We start from the raw sequence: 23360 nt of genomic DNA on the forward strand, positions 1-23360 counted from the left end.
CATCTGCTGGGAGCTGTTTCGCGATCAGTCCGGCAATCCGTGCCGGACGAGTTCTTCCGTCCAGGGGATGCCCCGCTGCATGGCGCGGCAGTAATCCAGATAAATGTCGCGGTAGTTCCGCCAGACAGAGTCTGCGCTTGTTTCCGTGCCGGAAACGGAGAGCACAGAAAAAGTGAGGGTTTCAGGGAGCTTGTCAATACTGGAAAATACCTTCTCTGCGCCCCGGTAATCGCCCCTGTCGATGAGGGCAAGACCTGCCAGCCGGGGATTGATCTCCGGGTGAGCGATGAAATAGTCTCCCAAACCGCCATAGTCCTTTTCCGCGGCAGCGATGAGCGCCTGTACCCGCTCCAACGCGGCGCTGAGTATGTTCCGGGACAGGAGCAGCAGCTCCTCGTGTTCCGCCTCCCGCACCGGCGTCCCGCTCTCCCAGGGGAAGGGATGGGTCCCGCGTTCGATCAGGGCATTACATGCACCGCCGCCGTCGCAGCGTCTCCGGTCTGTGAACCTGGGCGCGGCGCCGGGGTGCGTGACGGCGAGCTGCAGTTCGTCAAACCGCCAATACTTTAAGCTCAGATACAGGTAAATGGGGAGCGTTCCGTCCTGCGGGGCTCCCTGGGGCGTGAAATGGACGCTCCAAAAATACGGCCCGTCCTTTTTATACAGATAGCGGCTGGAAGAAACACTGACTTTATATTTTTTGCATTCATCCGAACGGAGGGTCTCTTTCATGGCTTCATATAACGGATCGCTGCGCATGTTCATCACCTCACACTGGGTGCTGGGTATATTATAGCGGAGATCCGTTTTTGATTCAAGCTGTCCGAAGGAGGGAAAGAACGTGATTCCCGCTTATGCTCATGCAGCGGGGAGGGGATTTCGACTTGACGCGGCGGTCGAAAAGAAGTATAATTCCTGTATATTTACTTTAAACTGTAAAAGCGCATTGCTTTAAAGCAAAAAAAATCAAAAAGTTCAGGGGGCATTTACTATGGCTAAGGTCAGTTTTTTCAGCGGCGAGCGGGTGCCGCTGGAGATGCATAAGGTCCGTATCGTGCAGAAGCTCTATCTGCCGCCGGTAGAGGAGCGGCTCCAGCACATTACGGAGGCGGGCAACAACACCTTCCTGCTCCAGAACCGGGACGTGTTTTTGGACATGCTCACCGACAGCGGCGTCAACGCCATGAGCGACAACCAGATGGCGGCCATGATGCAGGCCGACGACAGCTATGCCGGCAGCGAGACCTTCAACCGCCTGGAACGCAAGCTCCATGAGATTTTCGGCATGGACTATTTCCTGCCTGCCCACCAGGGCCGGGCCTGTGAGAACATCCTGGCCTCGGCCTTTGTGAAGCCCGGCGACGTGGTGCCCATGAACTTCCACTTCACCACCACCAAGTCCCACATCACCCGCCTGGGCGGCTCGGTGGAGGAGCTGGTCATTAAAGAGGGCCTGAATCCCACCAGCAGCTATCCCTTCAAGGGCAATTTCGACGTGCCCCGGCTGCGCGCCCTCATCGAGAAGGTAGGACCGGAGCACATCCCCTTCCTGCGGCTGGAGGCGGGCACCAACCTCATCGGCGGCCAGCCCTTCTCCCTGCAGAACGCCAAAGAGGTCACCGACCTTTGTAAGGAGTACGGCATCATGACCGTGCTGGACGCCTCCCTGCTGCAGGACAACCTGTATTTCATCAAGCAGCGGGAAGAGGCCTGCAAGGACATGTCCATCCGGGAGATCACCCGGGCCATGGCCGATATGATGGACGTGATCTACTTCTCGGCCCGCAAGCTGGGCTTTGCCCGGGGCGGCGGCATCTGCATCCGGGACGAGGCCACCTGCCTGAAGATGAAGGAGTACATCCCCCTGTACGAGGGCTTCCTCACCTACGGCGGCATGTCGGTCCGGGAGATGGAGGCCATCGCCGTGGGTCTGGAGGAGACCATGGACGAGGACGTGATCTCCCAGGGGCCCCTCTTCATCGAGTATATGGTGGGCGAGCTGGCCAAGCGGGGCATCCCGGTCATCACCCCCGCCGGCGGTCTGGGCTGCCATCTGAATGCCTCTGAATTTGTGCCCCATATCCCGCAGTCCGAGTACCCCGCCGGCGCGCTGGCCGCGGCCATGTACATCGCCGGCGGCGTCCGGGGTATGGAGCGGGGCACCATCAGCGAGCAGCGGGAGCCTGACGGCAGCGAGCGCTTCGCCGAGATGGAGCTGCTGCGTCTGGCCCTGCCCCGCCGTGTGTTCACCCTGTCCCAGGTCAAGTACGCCGTGGACCGCATCGATTGGCTGTACCAGAACCGGGAACTCATCGGCGGCCTGAAATTCGTGGAGGAGCCCGCCGTGCTGCGCTTCTTCTTCGGCCGGCTGGCCCCCACCTCCGACTGGCAGGAGAAGCTGGTGGCCAAGTTCCGGGCCGACTTCGGAGACAGCCTGTAAAAGGACATAGGAGCATAAAAGTCCCGCCGGCGGGCAAATGCCCGCCGGCGGTCTGTTTTACGCCTGCTCCCGTTTGGCCAGCCGCAGAAGGATGGCGGTGCGGTCATCGGTGGCGCCGCCCCTGCGGCTCCCCTCGTCGATGAGAAGGCGGGTGAGCTCCTTGGGACTGGCGCCGTCAAAGGCCCGCAGCTTCTCCCGCAGCCACACGTCCCCGTCGCCGCCGGCCACCCCGTCGGACACCATGAGCACGCAGTCCCCCGGCTCCAGCTGGAAGCGGCCCACGTCAGGAGCGGCGTTGGAGCCGGGGGCCAGCCCGGCGGGAAGGGTGGAGGCCGAGATACGGGTGACGGTGCCGCCCTTTTTGACATAGGTGGGGGCGGCGCCGTATTTGTACACCGCCCCGCTGCCGGTGAACAGGTCCAGCCGCAGCAGGTCGATGGTGGTAAAGCCGCCGGTCTCCTCCCCCTGGAGGGCCAGTGCCCCCCACATGGTGCGCAGCGCCTCTTCCGGAGCCACTCCGGCCCGGAGGAAGCCCTCCAGCAGCCGCACGGCCTCGCTGCTCTCCCGGTGGGCGGCGCTTCCGCTGCCCATGCCGTCGCACAGGAGCACGAAGAGACTGCCGTCCTCCCGCTTGAACCAGGTTCCGGTGTCGCCGGACACAGTCTCACCGTCCTTCTTCCGGGCGGCCACCCCCGCCAGAGCCATAAAGGGCTCCTGCTCCACCAGCACCAGACGCCCCCGGCGCAGGGGGGTCTCATCCGCCGGGCGCAGGGGCACGGCCAGAAGCTGGGAGAGCTTTTTGACCGCCTCAGGCCGCCGGAGGGGCTGGAGCCCCGGGCCCTCGATCTCCAGCCGCAGGTGGCCGGCCTGATCGTAGTAGACGGCGGGGTCGGCCTCCACCCCCAGAGCGGCGAAGTGCTGCCGCAGCCGCCGCTCCCGTACCGGGTCGGGGGAGAGTTCGGCGGAGAGCTCGGCTGCGGCGGAGCCCAGGGCGGCCGAGAGACCGGCGTACTGGCGGCAGACCTCCTCCCGGCTCTCCCGCAGCCGGCTCTTGAACTGGCGGCGGTAAAAAAGGGCGGAGAGCTCCTCATTGGCGGCCGAGAGGAACTGGGGGAACTTCTGGCAGCGGCTGGAGAAGTGCTGGGGAAAGTCGCAGCCCTCCCCCTTGCCCCGCTCCAGCATGGCGGGAAGGGCGTCGTTGAGGGCGTTGTAGGTGTCCACATAGTCCCGCTGCCAGCAGATGAGCTGCTGGGGGCAGCTTTTGCACACCCGGTTGGCGGTCCGGTCAAAGATGCCGGCGGCGTCGTTGTCGTTGGGGTCGGGGGAGGAGAAGACGCCGCGGAGGGCGTCATGGAGCTCCCGGAAGGCCTGGGCAGTGCCCTCCAGCCGGGCCCGGGCGTAAGCGCGGGCCTTGCTCTCGGTGTCCCGCCGGGGCTCCCGCACCAGCAGGGAACGGAGCTGCCGCAGGCCACGCTCGGGCAGGAGCAGGAAGAGGACCGACGCGGCGAATACCTCGTAGAGTATGGAGAGGTGGACGCCGGTGTTCCAGGTCCACAGCACGGCCACCGCGTTGGCCAGCACATAGGCCAGGGCGGTGAAGAGGCGGCCCTGCCGGTGAAAGACCCCGGCCATAACGCCGGAGAAGGCGTAAGCCATGGAGTAGAAGGCCATGCCCTCCCCTGCCAGGTCCATGCCCATCCCGGCGGTGATGCCGATGGCGGCACCCGGGCCCATGCCTCCGGCATAGGCGCAGGCCATCACCACCAGTGCGGCGGCCAGCCGCCCCACTGAGAGATCCCCCAGGAAGGTGACCCTGGACAGGGTCAGGAGCACCGTGCCCCCCAGGATGAGCAGGCTCACCGTCTGCCGCAGGGTGAGGGGATCCTCCTCCCGGTTTTCCCGCCAGGGGGAAAAGGCAATGCGGTAGAAGTAGGCCGACGCGCCGGCGAGAAGTATCTCCGTGCCGAAAAAGATCAGGTTCTCCGGCGTCCAGCCCCGGTCGGAGAGGTAGACGAAGCCGGTGACCGCGTCCATCCCGGCGGCAGCCAGGGGCATGAACCAGGCCGCCCGGTAGGGGCGAATGTCATAAAAGGCGAAGGCCACCGAAAAGACCAGAATGGCCGCCGCCGCGTACCGCAGCCCCTCGGCAAAACCCAGAAAGACCAGGTAGCCGAAGCAGGCGCCCAGCAGGGCGGAAAAGCCGTCCAGTCCCGAGCCGGAGGCCGCCACCATTCCCAGTCCAAAGGGAGCGTATCCGCCGAAAAGCTCCGCCCCCGCCAGGATCGCGCTGAGCAGGAAGCGCATGGCGCACTCGGCGCACCGCACCAGCGCCGGCGCCCGCAGCACCAGCCGCCCGGTCTCCCGCATCTCCTCGCTGACCCGGGCCGCCCGGGTTCTCAGATCGTTTTTTGCTGCCATCTCGGCTCCTCCTGTCTGTTCCGCGCAGATGCGTGGTCTTTTGTTCCACTTGAGTATAAACCATATTATGGAAAAAGACGGTCGGAAGAGGAGGAGAAGCCGGGGAAATCAGGCCCGCCGGAAAGCGCTTGCCCGAAGCTCCGCGATATGGTATGATGAACAGAATGAGAAACCGATGGAACAGTGAGGAATCACCGTGAAGATAGGCAATGTCACCATACCGACGCCGCTGGCGCTGGCCCCCATGGCGGGGGTCACCGACCTGGGCTTCCGGGCCGTGTGCCGGGAGCTGAGCGGCTGCTATACCATTACCGAGATGGTCAGCTCCAAGGCCCTGTGCTACCAGGACAAAAAATCCATCCCCCTGCTGAAGCTGGCGGAGGGGGAGCACCCCGCCGCGGCTCAGATCTTCGGCAGCGACCCGGCGTGTATGGAGCAGGCCGCAGGCATCGCCGGGGAGGTGTCGGGAGCGGAGATCATCGACATCAACATGGGCTGTCCCGTGCCCAAGGTAGCCCAGAGCGGGGACGGCTCCGGCCTGATGCGCACCCCCGAGCTGGCCGCCCGGGTGCTGGAGGCGGTGGTCCGGGGGGCGGGCGGCCGCCCGGTAACGGTGAAATTCCGCCTGGGCTGGGACAAGGGCTCCATCAACTGCGTGGAGTTCGCCCGGATGATGGAGCAGGCGGGGGCCGCCGCCGTCACGGTCCACGGCCGCACCCGCAAGCAGATGTACGCTGGGGAGGCCAACTGGGACTATATCCGCCAGGTGAAGGAGGCGGTGAGTGTTCCGGTCATTGCCAACGGCGACGTGTTCTCTCCCCAGGCCGCCCTGCGCATCCGCAAGGTGACCGGGGCGGACATGGTCATGGTGGGCCGGGGGGCCTTCGGCAACCCCTGGCTGCTGCAGCAGTGCGCCGCCGCCCTGAAGGGGGAAGAGATCCCCGAATTGCCCCCGCTGGCACAGCGGTGCGACACGGCGGTGCGGCAGTTCGAGCTCAACGCCGCCCACAAGGGGGAGAAGATCGCCTGTCTGGAGGCCCGGCGGCACTACGCCTGGTATCTCAAGGGCGTGCCCTATGCGGGCTATTATAAGGAGCAGATCTCGAAGATCTCCGCCATGGAGGATATCTACCGGATTACAGAAGGCATCAAGCGGGACCTGCGGTAAGTCCCGCGGGAAGCTTTGAGAGAAAGGACGGTGAAGCCGTGTCAACCGAATCGGAGCGCATCGCCCGGGCCAGGCAGGGGGACGAGGCGGCCTTCGCCGCCCTGGTGGAAGAACACCAGAGCCGGGTGTACAACCTGGCCCTGCGGATGACGGGCAATCCGGAGGACGCCGCCGACCTGGCCCAGGAGGCCTTTGTCAACGCATGGCGGGGGCTGGCCAGGTTCCAGGGGGAGAGCTCCTTTGCCACCTGGCTCTACCGCCTGACCACCAATGTGTGTATCGATTTTCTGCGCCGGGAGAAGCGGCGCGGCGCGCTGTCCATGACCATCTCGCTGGACGGTGACGAAGAGGAGCGGCAGGCCGAGGTGCCCGACCATCGCTATGATCCCCACCGGGAGGCTGAGCGGCGGGAGCTGCGGGAGGCTATCCGGGGCGGACTGGCACAGATGTCTGAGGAGCACCGGCAGGTGCTGGTGCTGCGGGAGCTGGACGGATTCTCTTACGCCGAGATCGCCGGCCTTTTAAAGCTGGAGGAGGGGACGGTGAAATCCCGCATCGCCCGGGCACGGCTGGCCCTGCGGAAGTATTTGCTGTCCACCGGGAACTTTTCCGGCTCAGGTTCGTCTACAGGACAGTAACAGCCTATCTGATCCCCGGAGAGAAAGGAGGGAGTGCCCATGGTCTCCTGTGACGAGGCGCTGGAGCTGATCAGCGCCGGAGTGGACGGCGAGCTGACAGCGGAAGAAACGCGTATATTGGAAGAGCACCTGGATCATTGCCAGGCGTGCCGGGCGCTCCTGGAGGAGCTCCGGTCCATCCATGAGGAGATGTCCGGCCTGAATGTCCCGGCGCCCGCCGGCCTGGCCGAAGGGGTTATGGAGCGGGTGCGGGCGGAAAAGGTGGTCCCCATGAAGCCCGTCCGTTCTGCCCGGAAGCGCTGGAGAACCTGGGCGGCCAGCGCCGCGGTATTCGCCGTGGTGCTTCTGGGGGCAGGCACGCTGCGGCATGAGGCGGCCCCCGCCGCCAATGAGGCCACGGCGGCACAGGGCGCCCGGATCGAGACCACCTCCGGCAGCACCGCCCCGGTCCCTGAGCCTGAAATGGCGGCCGCCGGCCGGAGCGGTGAGACGGCCGCTGACGTTTACACCGGCAGCGCCCCGGAGAGCGCCGCACCGGCGGAGGGAGCCGAAAGGACGGACGGCGGGGAAAGCGGCTCTGCCGAAGATAAGGATAAGAGAACAGGACCGGCCCTGTTTTCTGCTGTGCCGGATGCCCTTGGCGAAGCGGAGAGCGCCGCCATGGAGCGGCTGCTGGAGGAGCTGGAGTGGGAAGACTATACCTGGCTCTCGCCCGAAGCAGCCATGACGGAGCGGGACGGGGAGAAGCTGATCCTCACCTGCGACGGCCTGACGGAGGACGGCGGGAGCTGTGCCTTCCGGCTGGAGCGGGGGGACGGGACCCCGGTGGCCCGCTATCTGGTGGAGCTGGACGGCGGTGCGGTGACGGAGGAACCCTCCGAGTCCTGATTTGACACAATGAACAATCCGGTTTTTACGTCTGAAAAGGTCTGTGGGCAATCTCCACAGACCTTTTTTTCCTGTTTTTTTGCTGAATTGCGTGATTTGCACTATTTTTCTAAAATTGCAGTTGCCATGATGCCGGTTTTGAGTTATAATGACTAATGTCAGTCGTGATGATCCATCGGGGCACACTGCTGGCCCGATTTCAAACGCAAGGAGAGGAAACATATGAGCTATTCCGCGCAAAACATCCGCAACATCTGCCTGCTTGGCCACGGCAGCAACGGCAAGACCACCCTGGCAGAGAACATGCTGTATCTCACCGGCGGCTCCATCCGCATGGGTTCTCCTGTGGACGGCAATACCGTTTGTGATTACGATCCCGAGGAGATCCGCCGTCAGATTTCCATCTCCCTGGCGGTGGCTCCCGTGGAGTATAAGGGCTGCAAGATCAATGTGCTGGATACTCCGGGCTACTTCGACTTCTGCGGCGAGGCCATCGAGGCCCTGAGCGTCTCGGGCGCGGCCGTCATCGTCTGCTCCGCCAAGGCGGGCATGAGCGTGGGCGCCGAGAAGGCGTGGGAGTACTGCGAGTCCCGCAAGATGCCCCGCATCCTCTACATCTCCAAGACCGACGAGGAGAACTCCGACTATAACGCCGCCTTCGCCACTCTGCGCGAGCGCTTCGGCAAGAATATTGCCCCCGTGGTGGCCCCCATCTGGGATGCGGACAAGAAGGTCATCGGCATCATCGACGTGCTCCATAAGCGGGCCTACGAGATGCAGAATGGCAAGCGGGTGGAGATCCAGGTGCCCGACGACAAGCTGGCCGTGCTGGACGAGCTGTACGACGCCCTGAAGGAGTCGGTGGCCGAGACCAGCGAGGAGTTCATGGACAAGTACTTCAACGGCGAGGACTTCACCTACGCCGAGATGGTCCAGGGCCTGCGCCAGGGCGTGCGGGACCTGTCCCTCTTCCCCGTGGTCTGCGGCTCCGCGGTCCAGGGCCTGGGTACCCTGATGCTGCTGGACACCATTGTGGACCTGGTCCCCAACCCGCTGGAGGGTTCCCCCGAGGTGGTGGAGAATGCCGACGGCGAGCTGGAGGAGTATGTCCTGTCCGACCGCGCCTATCCCTGCGCCTATGTGTTTAAGACCACCTCCGACCAGTACGGCAAGTACTCCTACGTGAAGGTGCTCTCCGGTTCCATCACCCCCGATATGCCCATGGTCAATGCCCGCACCGGCGAGACCATGAAGCTGGGCCGCCTGTATGTGGTCAAGGGCAAGAAGACCGAGGAGGTCAAGGAGCTGGTCTGCGGCGACATCGGCGCTGTGGCCAAGATGGATGCCCTCAAGACCGGCGATACCCTGTGCGACAGCCGCAAGGTCATCAAGGTCGCCCCCCTGCCCCTCCCCGAGCCCTGCTATTCCGTGGCCATCGCCCCCAAGACCAAGGGCCAGGAGGACAAGATCGCCGCCGGTCTGACCCGCCTGAACGAGGAGGACCTGACCTTTAACTGGATGAGCAACGCCGAGACCCGCCAGATGGTGGTCTCCGGCACCGGCGATATGCAGATGGACGTGCTGGTGTCCAAGCTGAAGAACCGCTTCAGCGTGGAGGCCGAGCTCTCCATCCCCCGCGTGGCCTACCGCGAGAAGATCCGCAAGAAGGTGGAGGTCCAGGGCCGCCACAAGAAGCAGTCCGGCGGTCACGGCCAGTTCGGCGACGTCAAGATCCGCTTCGAGCCCGGCGAGAGCGAGGAGCTGGAGTTCTGCGAGGAGGTCTTCGGCGGCGCGGTGCCCAAGAACTACTTCCCTGCCGTGGAGAAGGGCCTGCGTGAGGCCGTGCAGCACGGCGTGCTGGCCGGCTATCCCGTGGTCAACCTGAAGGCCACCCTGTACGATGGATCCTACCATCCCGTGGACTCCTCCGAAATGGCCTTCAAGACGGCGGCCCAGCTGGCCTACAAGGCCGGCCTGCCCGACGCCAATCCCACCATCCTGGAGCCCATTGGCGAGCTGAAGGTCACCATCCCCGACAGCTACATGGGCGACATCATCGGCGACCTGAACAAGCGGCGCGGCCGCGTCATGGGCATGAACCCCGACGGCAAGGGCAACCAGATCGTGGAGGCCGAGGTCCCCATGGCCGAGATGATGACCTATGCCATCGACCTGCGCTCCATGACCCAGAGCCGCGGCTCCTTCACCTTCCACTTCGTCCGCTATGAGGAGGCTCCTCCCGTGGCCCAGCAGAAGGCGATCGACGCCGCCAAGGCCATTCAGGACCTGGACAACTGACCGTAAAAAACAGCGCTCCCCCGGCGTTCGAGTGCCGGGGGAGCGTTTTTGCATGTTCAGCGGCCGGCGCCGCGCCGTTCATGAAGGCTGACAGCCAGGCTGGCCAGGGAGGCGGCGCAGAGGATGCCCAGGGCAATGGCTCCCGCCTCAGAGAGGAGGAGCCGGGCCCGCTGGCCGAAGGACTCATAGTCCCCCCGGACGAAAAAGCTCATCATATAGTACAGGTCGCCGCCGGGGATAAGGGGGATGAGCATGGGGACCAGCAGCATGAGCACGGGGGCCTTGAGCACCCGGGCCAGTACCTCGCTGAGCAGGGCCACAGCCAGGGTGGCGCAGAGCAGGGCGGGGAATACGTCCAGTCCGTGGCACACGCCGGCCAGATAGACCACCCAGCCCAGGCCGCCCCCCAGCATGGACCAGATCAGCTTCCGGCCCCGGATGTTGAAGAGAATGGAAAAGCCCAGGGCGCCCACGCAGCCCATGGCGGTCTGAAGAACATACCACGCCATGCCCTCACCTCCAGAAATGCATCAGCACTACAGCAAAGCCGATGGCGATGGCCAGTGCCTTCAAAATGGCCTCGCTGATGCCCAGAAGGCCGGAAATAGTGTCGCCGCTGATCATATCCCGCAGAGAGGTGGTAAAGGCAATGCCGGGGATGAGGAGCATGATGTTGCCGATGGTGATCTTGTCGGGATTCTGTCCCAGCCCCAGAGAGACCATGGCCACCACCGCCAGGGCGGCCAGCATGCTGCTGAGCAGGTTGAGCAGGATGCTGTTGAGCCGCAGCCGGGCGCCAAAGCGCAGGGAGGCGAAGAGGAGCACGCCGGAGCAGGCGGCGGCCAGCGCGTCGGAGAAGGTGCCGCCGAAGAAGATGGAGAAGGCGGCCGAGATCATGGCATACATGGCGCACTGGGCCTGAAGCGGATACGCGGGCGCCCGGCGCAGCCCGCCCACAGCCTGCCGGAAGCGGGGCACGTCCACAGGCCGGGCGCAGAGGGAGCGGGACAGGGCGTTGACCCGCTCCACCCGGCCCAGATCGGTATCCCGGGCCATGATGCGCCGGGTCTGGGTGATGACCCGGCCCTCCGGCGTGTGGACGGTGAGTACGATGCTGGAGGTAATGGTAAACACGTCGGCCTTGGAGAAGCCGTAAACGGCGCACAGCCGGGAGATGGTGTCCTCCACCCGCATCACTTCGGCGCCGCTGGTGAGCAGCAGCTCCCCCATGTCCAGGATGCAGGAGAGGACCGCCTCGTTCCGGGCGGGATCGGCGGTGGGTGATGCGGCCCGCGCCGGGGTGGATGGCTCCATGGAACAGCCGCCTCCTTCTTGCGGTAAGATGAAATGTCTGTCTCAGATTATAGCAAGTCCCGCCGCCGGCGGCAAGAGGGAGGGACGGCACCCGGGAGCGAAACAGGCCGCCGCAGAGGAACGCTCTGCGGCGGCCTGTTGATTCAGGGCTCGCGCTCGGTGCTGTAGATCACTGTGGGCTCAAAATCCAGCAGATGCTGCACCACCTTGCAATGTCTGGCTTCAGCAATGAGCTGCTCTTTCAGCTCTTCGGGAAATTCCCGGGGGAGCACGATATTGGTCCGGAACTCCCTGACCTCCCGGTTGTCCTCAGCCAGCACCAGGTCCATCTGGACGCGGAGGGCTTCGGTGGGGATGTGGTGCTCGGCGCAGAAATTCCGCACATGGATGCCCTGGCAGGCGGTCATGGCGGCCAGGAAAGTGTCCCAGGGGGTGGGCGCGCTGCCGTCGCCGCCATATTCTTTGGAGTAGTCGGTGTGGAATTCCATCACCTTGCCGCTGCCGGGGCTGAGTACCTGGATATCGGTCCGGTAACCGCCGGGAAAGCTGGCCTGTGTACGATGCTTCATCCTGTCACTTCCTGCTTCCGGCGATCATTCAAAGTAGTTGACGTTGAAGGCGTCAGACTCGAACATGGGGACCTTGGCGCCCTTGTAGGTCTCGGCCAGATGGGCGGCGTACTCATCGGTGTGCATGGCGTCGTCCATCAGCTTCAGCCACTCCGCGTCCGCGTTCTCCTCGGCCACCACCAGGCAGGTGCCGGCCACGGTCATGGTGACGTCCATACCCTCGATGGCCAGCAGGTGGGCGGGCTTGGCGGGATCATCGGAGAGATAGACGGTAACAGCAGTGACGGTGATGCAGTCCACATCCTCAAAAGCGCCCCACTTGCTTCTGGACTCCATCTCCAGGATCTCGATATTCTTGGGATTGGAGGTGATATCCAGTACGGTGGGATAATCCTCAGTGTGGTCCAGCTCGATCAGGCCGCAGGACTCCAGGATATCCAGCTCTCTGGCGCGGTTGACGGAGTCGTTGGAGATCGCAATGACGGCGCCGTCAGGCAGCTGATCCAGAGAGGTGTACTTGCGGGAGTAGAGACCCTCAGGGAAGGTGGAGATGGGCTCGCCGGGAGCTACCAGGGTGGTGCCGTTGCTCTCGTTGAACGCAGCCAGATATTTCTTGTTCTGCGTGAAGTTGGCGTCGATCTCGCCCTCCTGGGTGGCCATGTTGGTGGTGATCACATCGCTGAAGACCTGGGGACGGATCTCATATTTGGAATCCTTCAGGGCTTCGGCTACATAGAGGATATCGGGCTCCTCACGGGCCAGACAGCCCACGGTGATGACGGTCTTTTCCTCCGGCGTGGGAGTGGGAGCAGGAGCGGGCTCGGAGGAGGGGGCGGGCGCGGAGGAAGGCGCGGGAGTGGCGGCGCTCTGACCGCCGCAGGCACAGAGCAGGGCCAGCAGCATGGCGGCGGCCAGCAGCAGGGAAACGGTTTTCTTTTTCATGGGGCACTCTCCTTTGTTTTTTATATCCGGCGGCCGGCAAACAGCCATGGCCGCGGGAAATCATTTCAGCTTCTGATAGATGGCAAGACCCACGTGCTGGATGATCTGTACGAAGATGATCAGGATCAGGACCGTACTGTACATCACCCGGTCGTCGAAGTTCTGGTATCCGTAAGTCAGCGCCACGGCGCCCAGGCCGCCGGCGCCCACGATGCCCGCCATGGCGGTGTAGCCCAGGATGGACACCACGGCCAGCGTCAGATTGGAGACGATGGAGGGCACCGCCTCGTGGATGAGGACGTGGACCACGATCTGCCAGTCCGACGCGCCGAAAGACTTGGCGGCCTCGATCAACCCGGGGTCCACTTCCTTCAGGCTGGTCTCCATCAGCCTGGCCACCAGCGGAGAGCCAGCCACCGTGATGGCGAAAACAGCGGCGTTGGGACCAATGGACCGGCCTACCACCAGACGGGTGATGGGGATGATGGAGATGATCAGGATCACAAAGGGGGTGGAGCGGACGATGTTGATGAGAATACTCAGGGTCTCGTAAATAAAGCGGTTGGGGCGCAGGCCCTGTTTGTCGGTCAGTACCAGGACGATGGCAATGGCAAAGCCGCAGATGGTGCAGGTGACGGAGGCAAAGGCGAGCATGTACACCGTCGTCCAGAACCCGGGGATCACGATGCGCCGGATCAGTGTGGGAACATCCTTATAAAACATCCTGCAGTACCCTCCATTCTACCTGAGCCCGCTTCAGAAATGCTTCCAGCGCTGCCAGCTCATGGCCGGCAATATGTATGGTACAGCAGCCGTAGGTGCCGGTGCAGTAAGTTTCCACCCGGTCCCGTACCAGCTCATAGGCGATGCCGGTCTCCAGCGCCATGCGGGAGAGCAGGGTGGAGGCGGTGTCCATGGGATAGATGATCTCCACGTTGACGCCTCCGGCGGGAAGGGACTGGCTGGAGGCCTCACTGAGCAGCTCGGACAGGACCTGGGGCTGCTTGAGAAAAATGTCCTTCACCTCGCCGGTGCACGTGAGCACGCCGTGGCTCAGGACCGACACCCGGCTGCAAATCTGCTTGACCACATCCATCTGGTGGGTGACCACGATGATGGTGAGCCCCAGCTCCCGGTTGATCTTTTTCAGCAGCTCCAGGATGGAAATGGTGATATTGGGGTCCAGGGCTGAGGTGGCCTCGTCACAGAGCAGGATACGGGGCTCCATGGCCAGCGCCCTGGCAATGGCCACCCGCTGCTTCTGGCCGCCGCTGAGCTCCCTGGGGCGGGCGTTTTTCTTGTCATTGAGCTCCACCAGGGACAAAAGCTCGCTGACCCGCCTGTCGATCTCGGCGGCGGAACGCTTCCAGCACTTCATGGGCAGGGCGATATTCTGATATACGGTCATGCGGTCCATCAGAAGAAACTGCTGAAAGATCATGCCGATGTTGCTGCGGAAGCGGCGCATCTCCTGCTTGCTCAGCTGGCTGACCTCTACGCCGTCGATCTTCAGGCTTCCGCCGTCATAGGGCTCAAGACCGTTGATGCAGCGCAGCAGTGTGGATTTCCCCGCGCCGCTGACGCCGATGAGCCCGTAGATCTCTCCGTCCCGGATCGTGATGTCGATATTCTTCAAAACTTCATTGCTGCCAAAGGACTTTTGCAGATGCCTGATCTCGATCATTTCATCCCCTCCGGTCAAAACGCAGTTTGTATGTGGAGTTATGTGGGAATAGAAGGATAAATCAACAGTGTTACTGTATCATAAATGCCTGTACATGTTAAATTGGGTTTTCTAATGTAAGAATCCACAGAATATTTGCATTTTGAATAGGATTTTTGCACCAGATGAGGGGATTTGTGCATTCCGGGGGGGCAAAGGGACGGCAGATGAAAAAAGCAGCGTCCCCGGCCGGGGACGCTGCTGCAAAACGATCATAATCAGCAGGCTGCCTTATTTTTCTTCATAGAGCTCGATAATGGCATCATCGTGGATGACAAAGGCCAGACGGACGGTGTCACTGAGCACCTCGGGCCCGAAAATGACCCGCTGGGCCTGGGCAATATAGGGGGCCATGTCATCCACCTTGTAGGCCACATGGGGCTGCTTGGAGAGGATCTCGGGGAACCGGGTGCCCTCTTCAAACTTCAGGTACTCGATCTTATAGTCGTAGGCGTCAACGCTCTCGTTGACCCAGAAGCCGCCCCACTCGTTGTAGACCATGTTGGGCTTTTTGTTGAGCACGGGGATACCGATGTGCATATATTCGGCTGCCATGGCAGTTCCTCCTGTCTTTATGATTCGGAAGCCAGCTCCTGATAGAACTGATACGCCTCCCGGTCGGTGAACTTCTCATGTACGATCTTGGCTACCGCCTGGCACATGGCGGCGGGGTGTTTGCTCTGGAAAATGTTGCGGCCCATGTCCACGCCCCGGGCGCCGTCGGAGATGGCGCGGTAGGCCATGGTCAGCGCCTCGTCCTCGGGCAGCTTTTTGCCGCCGGCAATGACGATGGGCACGGGGCAGGCGGCCACTACCTTTTCAAAATCGTCGCAGTAGTAGGTCTTGACAAAGGATGCGCCCAGCTCGGCCAGCATCCGGGTGGCCAGCAGGAAATACTGGGTGGTGCGCTCCATCTCCTTGCCCACCGCGGTGACGCCCAGAACGGGGATGCCGTAGCGCTCGCCGGCGTCCACGGCCCGGCAGAGGGTCTCCAGAGACCGGGCCTCGCCCGCGCCGCCGATGAAGCACTGCATGGCCACGGCGGAGGCGTTCATGCGGATGGCGGCCTCCATGTCGGCGCCCAGGCCGTTGCCGGTGCTCATGTCGTCCTTGAGAACGCTGGCGTCATAGGTGGCCCGCAGGCAGACGGGCTTTTGTACCGTGGGCGGGATGCAGGAGCGGATGGCGCCCCGGGTGGCCATGAGCACGTCGGCATACTGGCACAGGGGGGCGATGGTCACGTCCATGCGCTCCAGGCCCGCGGTGGAGCCCATGATGTAGCCGTGGTCAAAGGCCAGCATCACGGTGTTGCCGCTCCTGGGGTTAAAGAGGCGGGAGAGACGGTTTTTCGCGCCCCAGTCGCCGTGGCCCAGGCCCTTGGCGAAGAATGTCTGCTCCGGGGCGGGAATGTCCAGATGATAGTCCTTTGCGGCCTTGTTTCCGATCGCGTCTGCCATGGCTTACTCCTTGCTGAACGCGGGGGTGCGGCAGGGCGTGTTCCACAGGCGGAGGAACTCGTCGTCCCACCTGGCGATGTTCATCTGGAAGCCGCCGGCCTCCTGCACGGTGAGGATCTCGCCCACCATATTGCCAACGACCTCAACGCCCTTGGCCTTCAGGAACTCCACGGTGTCCTTGAACAGCACCAGCATCTCCATCATGGTGGTGGCGCCGCAGCCGTTGATCATGACAAAGGCCCTGTCGCCGGCCTTCAGCTCCAGATTTTTGCACAGGGCCTCGGCCACCGTGGCTACCGTGTCCCTGGAGGACATCATGGGCACCCGGACGCCGCCGCCCTCGCCGTGCTGGCCGGCGCCGATCTCCATAAGGTCGGTCTCGCCCAGGTCGCCGAAGGACATGCCGTTCTGGGGATGGGTGGCGTCGGTGGACTTGACGGTGATGGAGGCCATGCTGTCGGCGTAGCGCTGGGCGATGTCGGCTACCTCGTCCAGGGTCTTGCCCTCCCGGGCGGCCGCGGCGGCGATGTGGTACAGGGCCACTGCGCCGGCCAGGCCTCGCTGGTTATTCTCGCCGTTGGGATCGAACTGGATCTCCTCGCCGGTGACCACCTGGCGGACATTGAGACCGGCCTTCCTGGCCAGCTTCATGGCCTGCTTGCCGGCCAGCTGGTCGCCGGCGTAGTTCAAGGTCAGCAGCAGCACGCCGTGGCCCTTGTCGGCCATCCTCATGGCGTCAAACACCAGCTGGCCGTTGGGAGCGGCGAAGATATCGCCCACAGCCTGGATGTCCAGCATGCCCTTGCCCACAAAGCCGGCCTGGGCGGGCTCATGGCCGGAGCCGCCGTAGGTGACGATGGTCACGCGGTCGGCATTGGCCAGGTCCTTGCTGATGACCAGATGGCCCTCCACGTCCAGGATATCGCTGTAAGCCAGCCCCAGACCGGCCAGTTCCTCGTCGGTGACCGTCTCGGGGGCGTTGATGAACTTCTTCATTTTCATGGCAGAATACCTCCAGTCAAAATTTGGTGCCGATCAGATCCCGCCCGTGCGGGGAGAAAGCAAGGTTATGCTTCGGCCAGCCCCCGGAAGAAACAGGCCATGGACACAGCGCCGGCGTCGGGGGTGCCGATGGTCTTGGTGCCATAGCTCTTGGCCCGGCCGAACTTGGAGACGAAGTTTTTGGAGTCCTCCGCGCCCTGGGCAGCTGCCTGGGCGGCGGCGGCAAAGAGCCCGTCTGCACTGTCCCCCTCATAGGCCGCGATGGCCTGGCTGGCGGGAATGAGGGCGTCCATCATGGTCTTGTCCCCCACCTTGGCGCCCGACATATCGTCGATCTCCTCAAAGGCCCGGGCAAAAATGGCCTTGATGCCCTCTATGCCGATCTCATCTCCCACGGGAGCGTCCTCCTGCATGCCGTCCAGCCAGGTGTTCCAGAGAGGAACGGCGCTGCCGCCGTTGAGGGACATGACGGCCATGGCGGCGTCGTCCAGCATGGACTGGATGCCGCCGTCCGAGGCGTCCACCGCCGCGGAGATGGCGCCTGCGATCTTGGCCATGGTCAGACCGTGGTCGGCGTCGCCGAATTTGGAGTCGATCTCAGTCAGCTCATCCTCCGCGGCAATGACGGCCGCGCAGGCATTTTTTAGGCGTGCTGCGAATTCAGTCTTTGTCATATGTTGCTGCCTCCCGTTTTGACAGAATCAACAAATTTCCGGAGTATAATCCATTCTAACATAATGTCTGCTGAATAAACCGCTTTGCGGTTTATTCGTGCGGCAGCAGCCGCACAATTCGATCAAAAGGGCCATTCTCGGCCCTTTTGATCGAATTCAGGCATTGTTACAATGCGTATTTCCGATGAAGCGCCACAGCGCTTCATCGGAACGTGCAAGGTTTTTGGGCGGTTTCGCCCAAAAACCTTGCACCCGAACAAAGCTGTTTGGTCTTGTAAGCCTTGGCTTTCAAGGCCTACAGCTTTGTTCAGTACGCATTAACATAGGCAGTATGCGTTTTCAAGGGATATGGACCGTCTTTTGACGGATGAAAAAACACACGCCCAGGAAGGAGGCTTCCGAAGCGCGTGTTGATTCAAGGTAACATGTCCGGGCGCGGAGAGGGGTTCCCATCTCCTTGACAGCAGTTTGGGAAACGGGCAGGATTCTATATAATATATTGCTGAAACAGATCCACTTCTGACTGCAGCGTTTCCAGAAAACGGCTCACGTGGTATCCGTCGGCGGAGGCATGGTGGCACGTGATGGACAAGGGCATCACGGTCCTTCCGCTCTCCTCAAAAAACCTGCCCGCTTCCACGGAGGGGAAAAAGTACGTCTTGTTCTCATAGGTGTGAACGGCAAAGTGGCGGAAGGAGATCCACGGAACACAGGATACCGTGTACGCGTTGGGCGGCGGGGTCCGGCCGGCCTGCGCCAGGATGCCGTGATTGCCGCCGTACCGCGTGCTGTTCTCCAGATAAGAGCGGTAAAACGATTTGAAATCGTCATCATACTCCGTCCACATCAGGGAAAAGGTCTTGTCGTCATCGTGGAATACCGCATAGAGGGGAGTCAGGGTATCATAATACCCGATTTGGCCGTCTTTTTCCGCGATCTTGAATTCCTGCTGCCGGTTCAGGGTCCTGGTCACGAGCCACAGATAAGCGGGATAGAACTTCATGCCCGCCTGTTTCAGGGATGCTCTCATGTTGGTTACGTCCAGATCCGCCGTAATGGAATAGCCTGTGGGAGCCATCTTTGAAAAGTAGTAAAAGACCTGCCCGCGGGGCCATGTCCGCAGATCGACAGGCGTAAAACAGGGTTCCTTTTTCACTGTGATCCCTCCTGATCAAATGGACCATGGTGTTGGTCCGTTCCTCTGTGGACATTGTAACAATGCCTGAATTCGATCAAAAGGGCTGAGAATAACCCTTTTGATCGAATTGTGCGGCTGCTGCCGCACGAATAAACCGCAAAGCGGTTTATTCAGCAGACATTATTATAGGGCAAGGCATCCGCTCCCACAACAAACGCTCCGTAGAGTTCAGGCCGGCCTAATGCCTGAAAGCATACAGCCCCGGTCCATAGGACCGGGGCTGTGTTCGATCAATGCAGTTCAGCGGATGGATCAGGCTCTGGGATTCTTGATGGCGGCCTGCGCGGCGGCCAGCCGGGCGATGGGAACGCGGTAGGGGGAGCAGGAGACATAGTCCAGGCCCACCTTGTGGCAGAACTCCACGCTGGTGGGGTCGCCGCCGTGCTCGCCGCAGACACCCAGGTGGATGTCGGGGCGGGTGGCCCGGCCCATTCTGGCGGCCATCTCCACCAGCTTGCCCACACCGTTCTGATCCAGGTGGGCGAAGGGATCGGACTCATAGATCTTCTGATCATAGTAGTAGCTGAGGAACTTGCCGGCATCGTCGCGGCTGAAGCCGAAGGTCATCTGGGTCAGGTCGTTGGTACCGAAGGAGAAGAACTGGGCCTCCTTGGCGATCTCGTCGGCGGTGAGGGCGGCACGGGGGATCTCGATCATGGTGCCCACCTCATACTTCATGTCCAGGCCGGAGGCTGCGATGAGCTTGTCGGCGGTGGCAATGATCACGTCCTTGACGAACTTGAGCTCCTTGGCGTCGCCCACCAGGGGGATCATGAGCTCGGGGAGCATGTTCCAGTCGGGGTGCTTTTTCTGCACGTTGATGGCGGCGCTGATGATGGCGGTGGTCTGCATCTCGGCGATCTCGGGGTAGGAGACGGCCAGACGGCAGCCGCGGTGGCCCATCATGGGGTTGAACTCGTGGAGAGAGTCGATGACGTTGTGGAGCTTCTCCACAGAGATGCCCATCTCGTCGGCCAGCTCGGCAATGTCCTCTTCCTTGGTGGGCAGGAACTCATGCAGCGGGGGATCCAGGAAGCGGATGATCACGGGGTGGCCCTGCATGGCCTCGTAAATGCCCTCAAAGTCGCCCTGCTGATAGGGCATGATCTTGGCCAGGGCCTTCTTGCGGTCGTCCACGTTGTCGGAGACGATCATCTCCCGGATGGCCTTGATGCGGTCGCTCTCAAAGAACATGTGCTCAGTGCGGCACAGGCCGATGCCCTCGGCGCCGAAGGCGTAGCCCTGGGCGGCGTCCCGGGGATTGTCGGCGTTGGTGTACACCTTGAGCTGGCGGTACTGGTCGGCCCAGGCCATGAAGCGGCCGAAGGGGCCGGAGGAGGGATCGGCGGGCACGGTGGGAATGGCCTCGCCGTAAATGTTGCCGGTGGAGCCGTCGATGGAGATCCAGTCGCCCTCCTGATAGGTCCTGCCGGCCAGAGTGAAGCATTTGGCGGCGTAGTCCACCACGATCTCGCCGCAGCCGGACACGCAGCAGGTGCCCATGCCCCGGGCCACCACGGCGGCGTGGGAGGTCATGCCGCCCCGGACAGTGAGGATGCCCTGGGAGACCTGCATGCCCTCGATGTCCTCAGGGGAGGTCTCCAGCCGGACCAGGATGACCTTCTCGCCCCGCGCATGCCACTCCTTGGCCTCCTCGGCGGTAAAGACCACCCGGCCGCAGGCGGCGCCGGGAGAGGCGGCCAGGCCCTTGCCCACGGCCTGGGCCTTCTTCAGGGCGGCGGCGTCGAACTGGGGATGGAGCAGGGAGTCCAGCTGCTTGGGCTCCACGCGGAGGACGGCCTCCTTCTCGCTGATCATGCCCTCATCCACCAGGTCCACAGCCACCTTCAGGGCGGCGGCGGCGGTGCGCTTGCCGTTGCGGGTCTGGAGCATGTAGAGTTTGCCGTTTTCAATGGTGAACTCCATGTCCTGCATGTCCTTGTAATGCTTCTCCAGCTTGTCGGCGATGGCGGCGAACTGGTCGTACACCGCGGGCATCTCCTCGTGGAGCTTGCTGATGGGGGAGGGAGTGCGCACGCCGGCCACCACGTCCTCGCCCTGGGCGTTGATGAGGTACTCGCCGAACAGGGCCTTCTCGCCGGTGGCGGGGTTGCGGGTGAAGGCCACGCCGGTGCCGGAATTGTCGCCCGAGTTGCCAAAGACCATGGACTGCACGTTGACGGCGGTGCCCCAGTCATAGGGGATCTCGTTCATGCGGCGGTAGACATTGGCGCGGGGGTTATCCCAGGAGCGGAACACGGCCTTGACGGCCTCCATCAGCTGGGTATGGGGATCCTGGGGGAAGTCCTCACCCTTCTCCTTCTTATAGAACTCCTTGAAGAGCCGGACCAGCTCCTTCATATCCTCGGTGTCCAGCTCCACGTCCTGCTTGACGCCCTTTTTGGCCTTTACATCGTCAATGATCTCCTCAAAGCGCTTCTTGGACAGCTCCATCACCACGTCGGAGAACATCTGGATGAACCGGCGGTAGGAGTCATAGGCAAACCGGGGGTTGTTGGTGAACCTGGCAAAGCCCTCCACCACCATATCGTTGAGACCCAGGTTCAGGATGGTGTCCATCATGCCGGGCATGGAGGCCCGGGCGCCGGAGCGGACCGACACCAGCAGGGGGTTGGAGGCGTCGCCGAACTTCTTGCCGGTGGTCTCCTCCAGCTTGGCCAGATACTCCAGAATCTCGGCCTGGATCTCGGGAGCAATGGTCCGGCCGTCGTCATAATAGCGGGTGCAGGCCTCGGTGGTGACGGTAAAGCCCTGAGGCACGGGCATACCCAGGCCGGTCATCTCAGCCAGATTGGCGCCCTTACCGCCCAGCAGCTCCCGCATGGAGCCGTTTCCCTCACAAAATTGGTATACATATTTATGACCCATGTCAAACTCCTCCTTGATCATCTTAAACATAGAAATTATACCATCTGACGGTGAAAATGCAAGAGTTAAGTCATAATTTCGGACGCGAAGGGTATTTTCGGCAAATTTGCGTCTTGGAAAGGCCTGAAAAGGGAAATTACAGAAGGAAGCCTACATAAAGTAGATAAAAATTTGCAATTTTTGCGTCAAGAAAAGTGTTCCAACAGAGAGAGGTCAAAAAGGACAGAAAGAAAAAAGAAGAAATAGAAAAATCAGGAAAGATAGAGACTGCATAAAAAACCAGGAGGCTTCTTAAAGATAAGAAACCTCCTGTAAGCAGTGAGTAAGACTTAATTCAATGTGTCTAAGACGGACTGTACGGCCTTTTGATCGGCAGCAACCACCAGCAGCACCGAATTTCCCTGCTGCTTAACGATGGCCTGGTCCAGTTTGGCCACCTCCTCAGGCTGGTAGGAGCGAAGGGCCTCCTTCTGGTCGGCTACCCGCTGCTCCAGGGCGGAGAGGGCGGTCTTGGCGGCCTCCTCGCCGGAGAGGGTGAGAACCGCCAGCTCCTCAGCGCCGGCGGTGAGGGAGGTGTACACGGCGCAGCCGGTGACACTCTGGGCGTCGATGCGGTAGAGCGCGCCGCAGGCAGTGTCGGCATCCATCTCCTCCAGTGGCTCGGAGAAAGCGTCCGAATCCAGCAGAGCCTGGGAGACGGCGGCAGGGTCATAGGGCTGCTGAGCGGAGGAGCCGCCGCCGCAGGCCGTGAGTAGCAGGCCCAGGGCCAGCGCCGGCAGGAGCAGGCGCAGGGATGCGAGACGATACATAGCAAAGACTTCCTTTCTCATTCCGGGCCCATCACAGGGATACGGTGTGGCACATCAGATAGGAGAGCCACTCCTTGTACCAGGCCTTGGTGAAGTGGACGCCGTCCACGGTGTTTTCTTTGGCCAGGATGCCCTCGCTGTTGGAGAGGGCGGAGGCCACGTCCAGCAGAACTACCTGCTTCTCCTGGGCGAGCTGGGTAAAGATGGCGTTGTAAACGGCCACCTTCTCGTTGTTTACGTAGGAGCTCCAGTTCTTGGCGCAGAGCTCGGGATTCACGGGGACCAGGTTCTGTAAGTAAATGACGGCGCCGGGCTGGGTGGCCCGGACCTTGTCGATGAGGGCAGCAAATTTGTCGTGGAACCCCTGGTCGTCGTAGTATCCCAGTTCGTTGATGCCAAGGGAGAGGTAGACCTTTTTGAACTGGCCCTGGCAGGCCTCCAGAGCGCCCTGGATGGAGTACTTGACTCCGCCCAGCTCAATGACCTTTTTGGGATCATCCTCCATCACGTCAAAGACGGTGATGCCCTTGTAACAGAAAAAGGTGGTATCCTTGATGCCGCTGAAGAGCTGCAGCCCGTCGGTACGGGAGTCGCCGATGAACAGCGCGTCGGAGAAGTAGGACATATCCACCGCCGGGCTTTCGGGAGCGGGCTGGGTATAGTCATAAGCAGGAGTGGAGGGCGTGGGCGCGGGGGTGGGCGCCGGAGAGGCCGACGGCACAGCCGACTGGGCGGCCGGGGGCGGGGTGGCCATGGAGGGGGGCGCGGGTGTTACCGTCGGGCTTTCGGAAGCGGTGGGAGAGGGGCTGGGCGAGGGCTGGAGGGCCCGGGAGAGGGTGGGGGCCATGAGAAGACCGGTCACCACCACCAGACCTGCCAGCAGCAGGGGGAGGGAGGGACGGCGGGGCGGCCGCTGACTGGATTGGGACATGG

21 protein-coding genes are annotated in these 23360 nt (G+C 62.3%); 5 read left to right on the forward strand and 16 right to left on the reverse strand.

All coding sequences use genetic code 11. The features are described 5' to 3' along the window. Nucleotides 1-24: 24 nt before the first annotated feature. Nucleotides 25-732: a hypothetical protein gene (locus ACTNBZ_RS06130; RefSeq protein ID WP_441208791.1), complete on the reverse strand. Its 708-nt coding sequence runs from the start codon at nt 730-732 to the stop codon at nt 25-27. 259 nt (nt 733-991) lie between these two features. Between ACTNBZ_RS06130 and ACTNBZ_RS06135 the strand changes: the two genes are divergently transcribed. Continuing rightward, nucleotides 992-2440 carry a tryptophanase gene (locus tag ACTNBZ_RS06135; protein WP_441208792.1) on the forward strand — a complete coding sequence of 483 codons (1449 nt, stop codon included), beginning with the start codon at nt 992-994 and terminating at the stop codon, nt 2438-2440. A 57-nt stretch (nt 2441-2497) separates the two neighbouring features. Here the strand turns inward: ACTNBZ_RS06135 and ACTNBZ_RS06140 are convergent, their stop codons facing one another. After that, nucleotides 2498-4858, reverse strand: coding sequence for a SpoIIE family protein phosphatase (locus ACTNBZ_RS06140; RefSeq protein WP_441208793.1), 2361 nt, complete (start codon nt 4856-4858; stop codon nt 2498-2500). A 196-nt stretch (nt 4859-5054) separates the two neighbouring features. Between ACTNBZ_RS06140 and dusB the strand changes: the two genes are divergently transcribed. From dusB to ACTNBZ_RS06160, 4 genes are all read left to right on the forward strand, one after another. Next, on the forward strand, nt 5055-6026 hold the full coding sequence (gene dusB / locus ACTNBZ_RS06145; protein ID WP_441208794.1) for a tRNA dihydrouridine synthase DusB: 972 nt from the start codon (nt 5055-5057) through the stop codon (nt 6024-6026). Between the two features lie 38 nt (nt 6027-6064). After that, a complete protein-coding gene (locus ACTNBZ_RS06150; RefSeq protein ID WP_441208795.1) occupies nt 6065-6664 on the forward strand; it encodes an RNA polymerase sigma factor in 600 nt (199 codons plus the stop codon). A gap of 39 nt (nt 6665-6703) precedes the next feature. Beyond that, a complete protein-coding gene (locus tag ACTNBZ_RS06155) occupies nt 6704-7552 on the forward strand; it encodes an anti-sigma factor family protein (RefSeq protein WP_441208796.1) in 849 nt (282 codons plus the stop codon). 222 nt (nt 7553-7774) lie between these two features. Further along, entirely contained in the window at nt 7775-9850 is a 2076-nt protein-coding gene (locus tag ACTNBZ_RS06160) for an elongation factor G (protein WP_441208797.1), read from the forward strand. A 56-nt stretch (nt 9851-9906) separates the two neighbouring features. On the opposite strand, the gene ACTNBZ_RS06165 is transcribed toward ACTNBZ_RS06160, so the two are convergent. The 14 genes from ACTNBZ_RS06165 to ACTNBZ_RS06230 form a co-directional block, all read right to left on the reverse strand. After that, a complete protein-coding gene (locus ACTNBZ_RS06165; protein ID WP_441208798.1) occupies nt 9907-10359 on the reverse strand; it encodes a threonine/serine exporter family protein in 453 nt (150 codons plus the stop codon). A 4-nt stretch (nt 10360-10363) separates the two neighbouring features. Then, nucleotides 10364-11164 (reverse strand): threonine/serine exporter family protein, encoded by an 801-nt coding sequence (locus tag ACTNBZ_RS06170; protein ID WP_441208799.1) that lies wholly within the window; start codon nt 11162-11164, stop codon nt 10364-10366. Nucleotides 11165-11307: 143 nt separating this feature from the next. Then, a complete protein-coding gene (locus ACTNBZ_RS06175) occupies nt 11308-11733 on the reverse strand; it encodes an OsmC family protein (protein WP_441208800.1) in 426 nt (141 codons plus the stop codon). Between the two features lie 24 nt (nt 11734-11757). Beyond that, entirely contained in the window at nt 11758-12675 is a 918-nt protein-coding gene (locus ACTNBZ_RS06180) for a MetQ/NlpA family ABC transporter substrate-binding protein (protein ID WP_441208801.1), read from the reverse strand. Nucleotides 12676-12735: 60 nt separating this feature from the next. Further along, nucleotides 12736-13398: a methionine ABC transporter permease gene (locus ACTNBZ_RS06185; RefSeq protein ID WP_441208802.1), complete on the reverse strand. Its 663-nt coding sequence runs from the start codon at nt 13396-13398 to the stop codon at nt 12736-12738. After that, a complete protein-coding gene (locus ACTNBZ_RS06190; RefSeq protein ID WP_441208803.1) occupies nt 13388-14359 on the reverse strand; it encodes a methionine ABC transporter ATP-binding protein in 972 nt (323 codons plus the stop codon). The genes ACTNBZ_RS06185 and ACTNBZ_RS06190 overlap by 11 nt, the downstream gene beginning before the upstream one ends. A 270-nt stretch (nt 14360-14629) precedes the next feature. Further along, nucleotides 14630-14953 carry a hypothetical protein gene (locus ACTNBZ_RS06195; RefSeq protein WP_441208804.1) on the reverse strand — a complete coding sequence of 108 codons (324 nt, stop codon included), beginning with the start codon at nt 14951-14953 and terminating at the stop codon, nt 14630-14632. Nucleotides 14954-14970: 17 nt separating this feature from the next. Then, nucleotides 14971-15855, reverse strand: coding sequence for a 3-hydroxy-5-phosphonooxypentane-2,4-dione thiolase (lsrF, locus tag ACTNBZ_RS06200; protein WP_441208805.1), 885 nt, complete (start codon nt 15853-15855; stop codon nt 14971-14973). Between the two features lie 3 nt (nt 15856-15858). Beyond that, a complete protein-coding gene (locus ACTNBZ_RS06205) occupies nt 15859-16857 on the reverse strand; it encodes a dihydroxyacetone kinase subunit DhaK (RefSeq protein ID WP_441208806.1) in 999 nt (332 codons plus the stop codon). Between the two features lie 65 nt (nt 16858-16922). After that, on the reverse strand, nt 16923-17531 hold the full coding sequence (locus tag ACTNBZ_RS06210; protein WP_441208807.1) for a DAK2 domain-containing protein: 609 nt from the start codon (nt 17529-17531) through the stop codon (nt 16923-16925). A gap of 487 nt (nt 17532-18018) precedes the next feature. Next, entirely contained in the window at nt 18019-18687 is a 669-nt protein-coding gene (locus ACTNBZ_RS06215) for a CatA-like O-acetyltransferase (RefSeq protein ID WP_441208808.1), read from the reverse strand. A 294-nt stretch (nt 18688-18981) separates the two neighbouring features. Then, nucleotides 18982-21618 carry a pyruvate, phosphate dikinase gene (gene ppdK / locus ACTNBZ_RS06220; protein ID WP_441208809.1) on the reverse strand — a complete coding sequence of 879 codons (2637 nt, stop codon included), beginning with the start codon at nt 21616-21618 and terminating at the stop codon, nt 18982-18984. A gap of 329 nt (nt 21619-21947) precedes the next feature. Further along, on the reverse strand, nt 21948-22427 hold the full coding sequence (locus ACTNBZ_RS06225; protein WP_441208810.1) for a DUF4358 domain-containing protein: 480 nt from the start codon (nt 22425-22427) through the stop codon (nt 21948-21950). A gap of 31 nt (nt 22428-22458) precedes the next feature. Further along, nucleotides 22459-23358 carry a GDSL-type esterase/lipase family protein gene (locus ACTNBZ_RS06230; RefSeq protein WP_441208811.1) on the reverse strand — a complete coding sequence of 300 codons (900 nt, stop codon included), beginning with the start codon at nt 23356-23358 and terminating at the stop codon, nt 22459-22461. Nucleotides 23359-23360: the final 2 nt, after the last annotated feature.

It is taken from the genome of Pseudoflavonifractor sp. HCP28S3_F10, from assembly GCF_052065415.1.
Taxonomy (GTDB): Bacteria; Bacillota; Clostridia; order Oscillospirales; family Oscillospiraceae; genus Pseudoflavonifractor_A.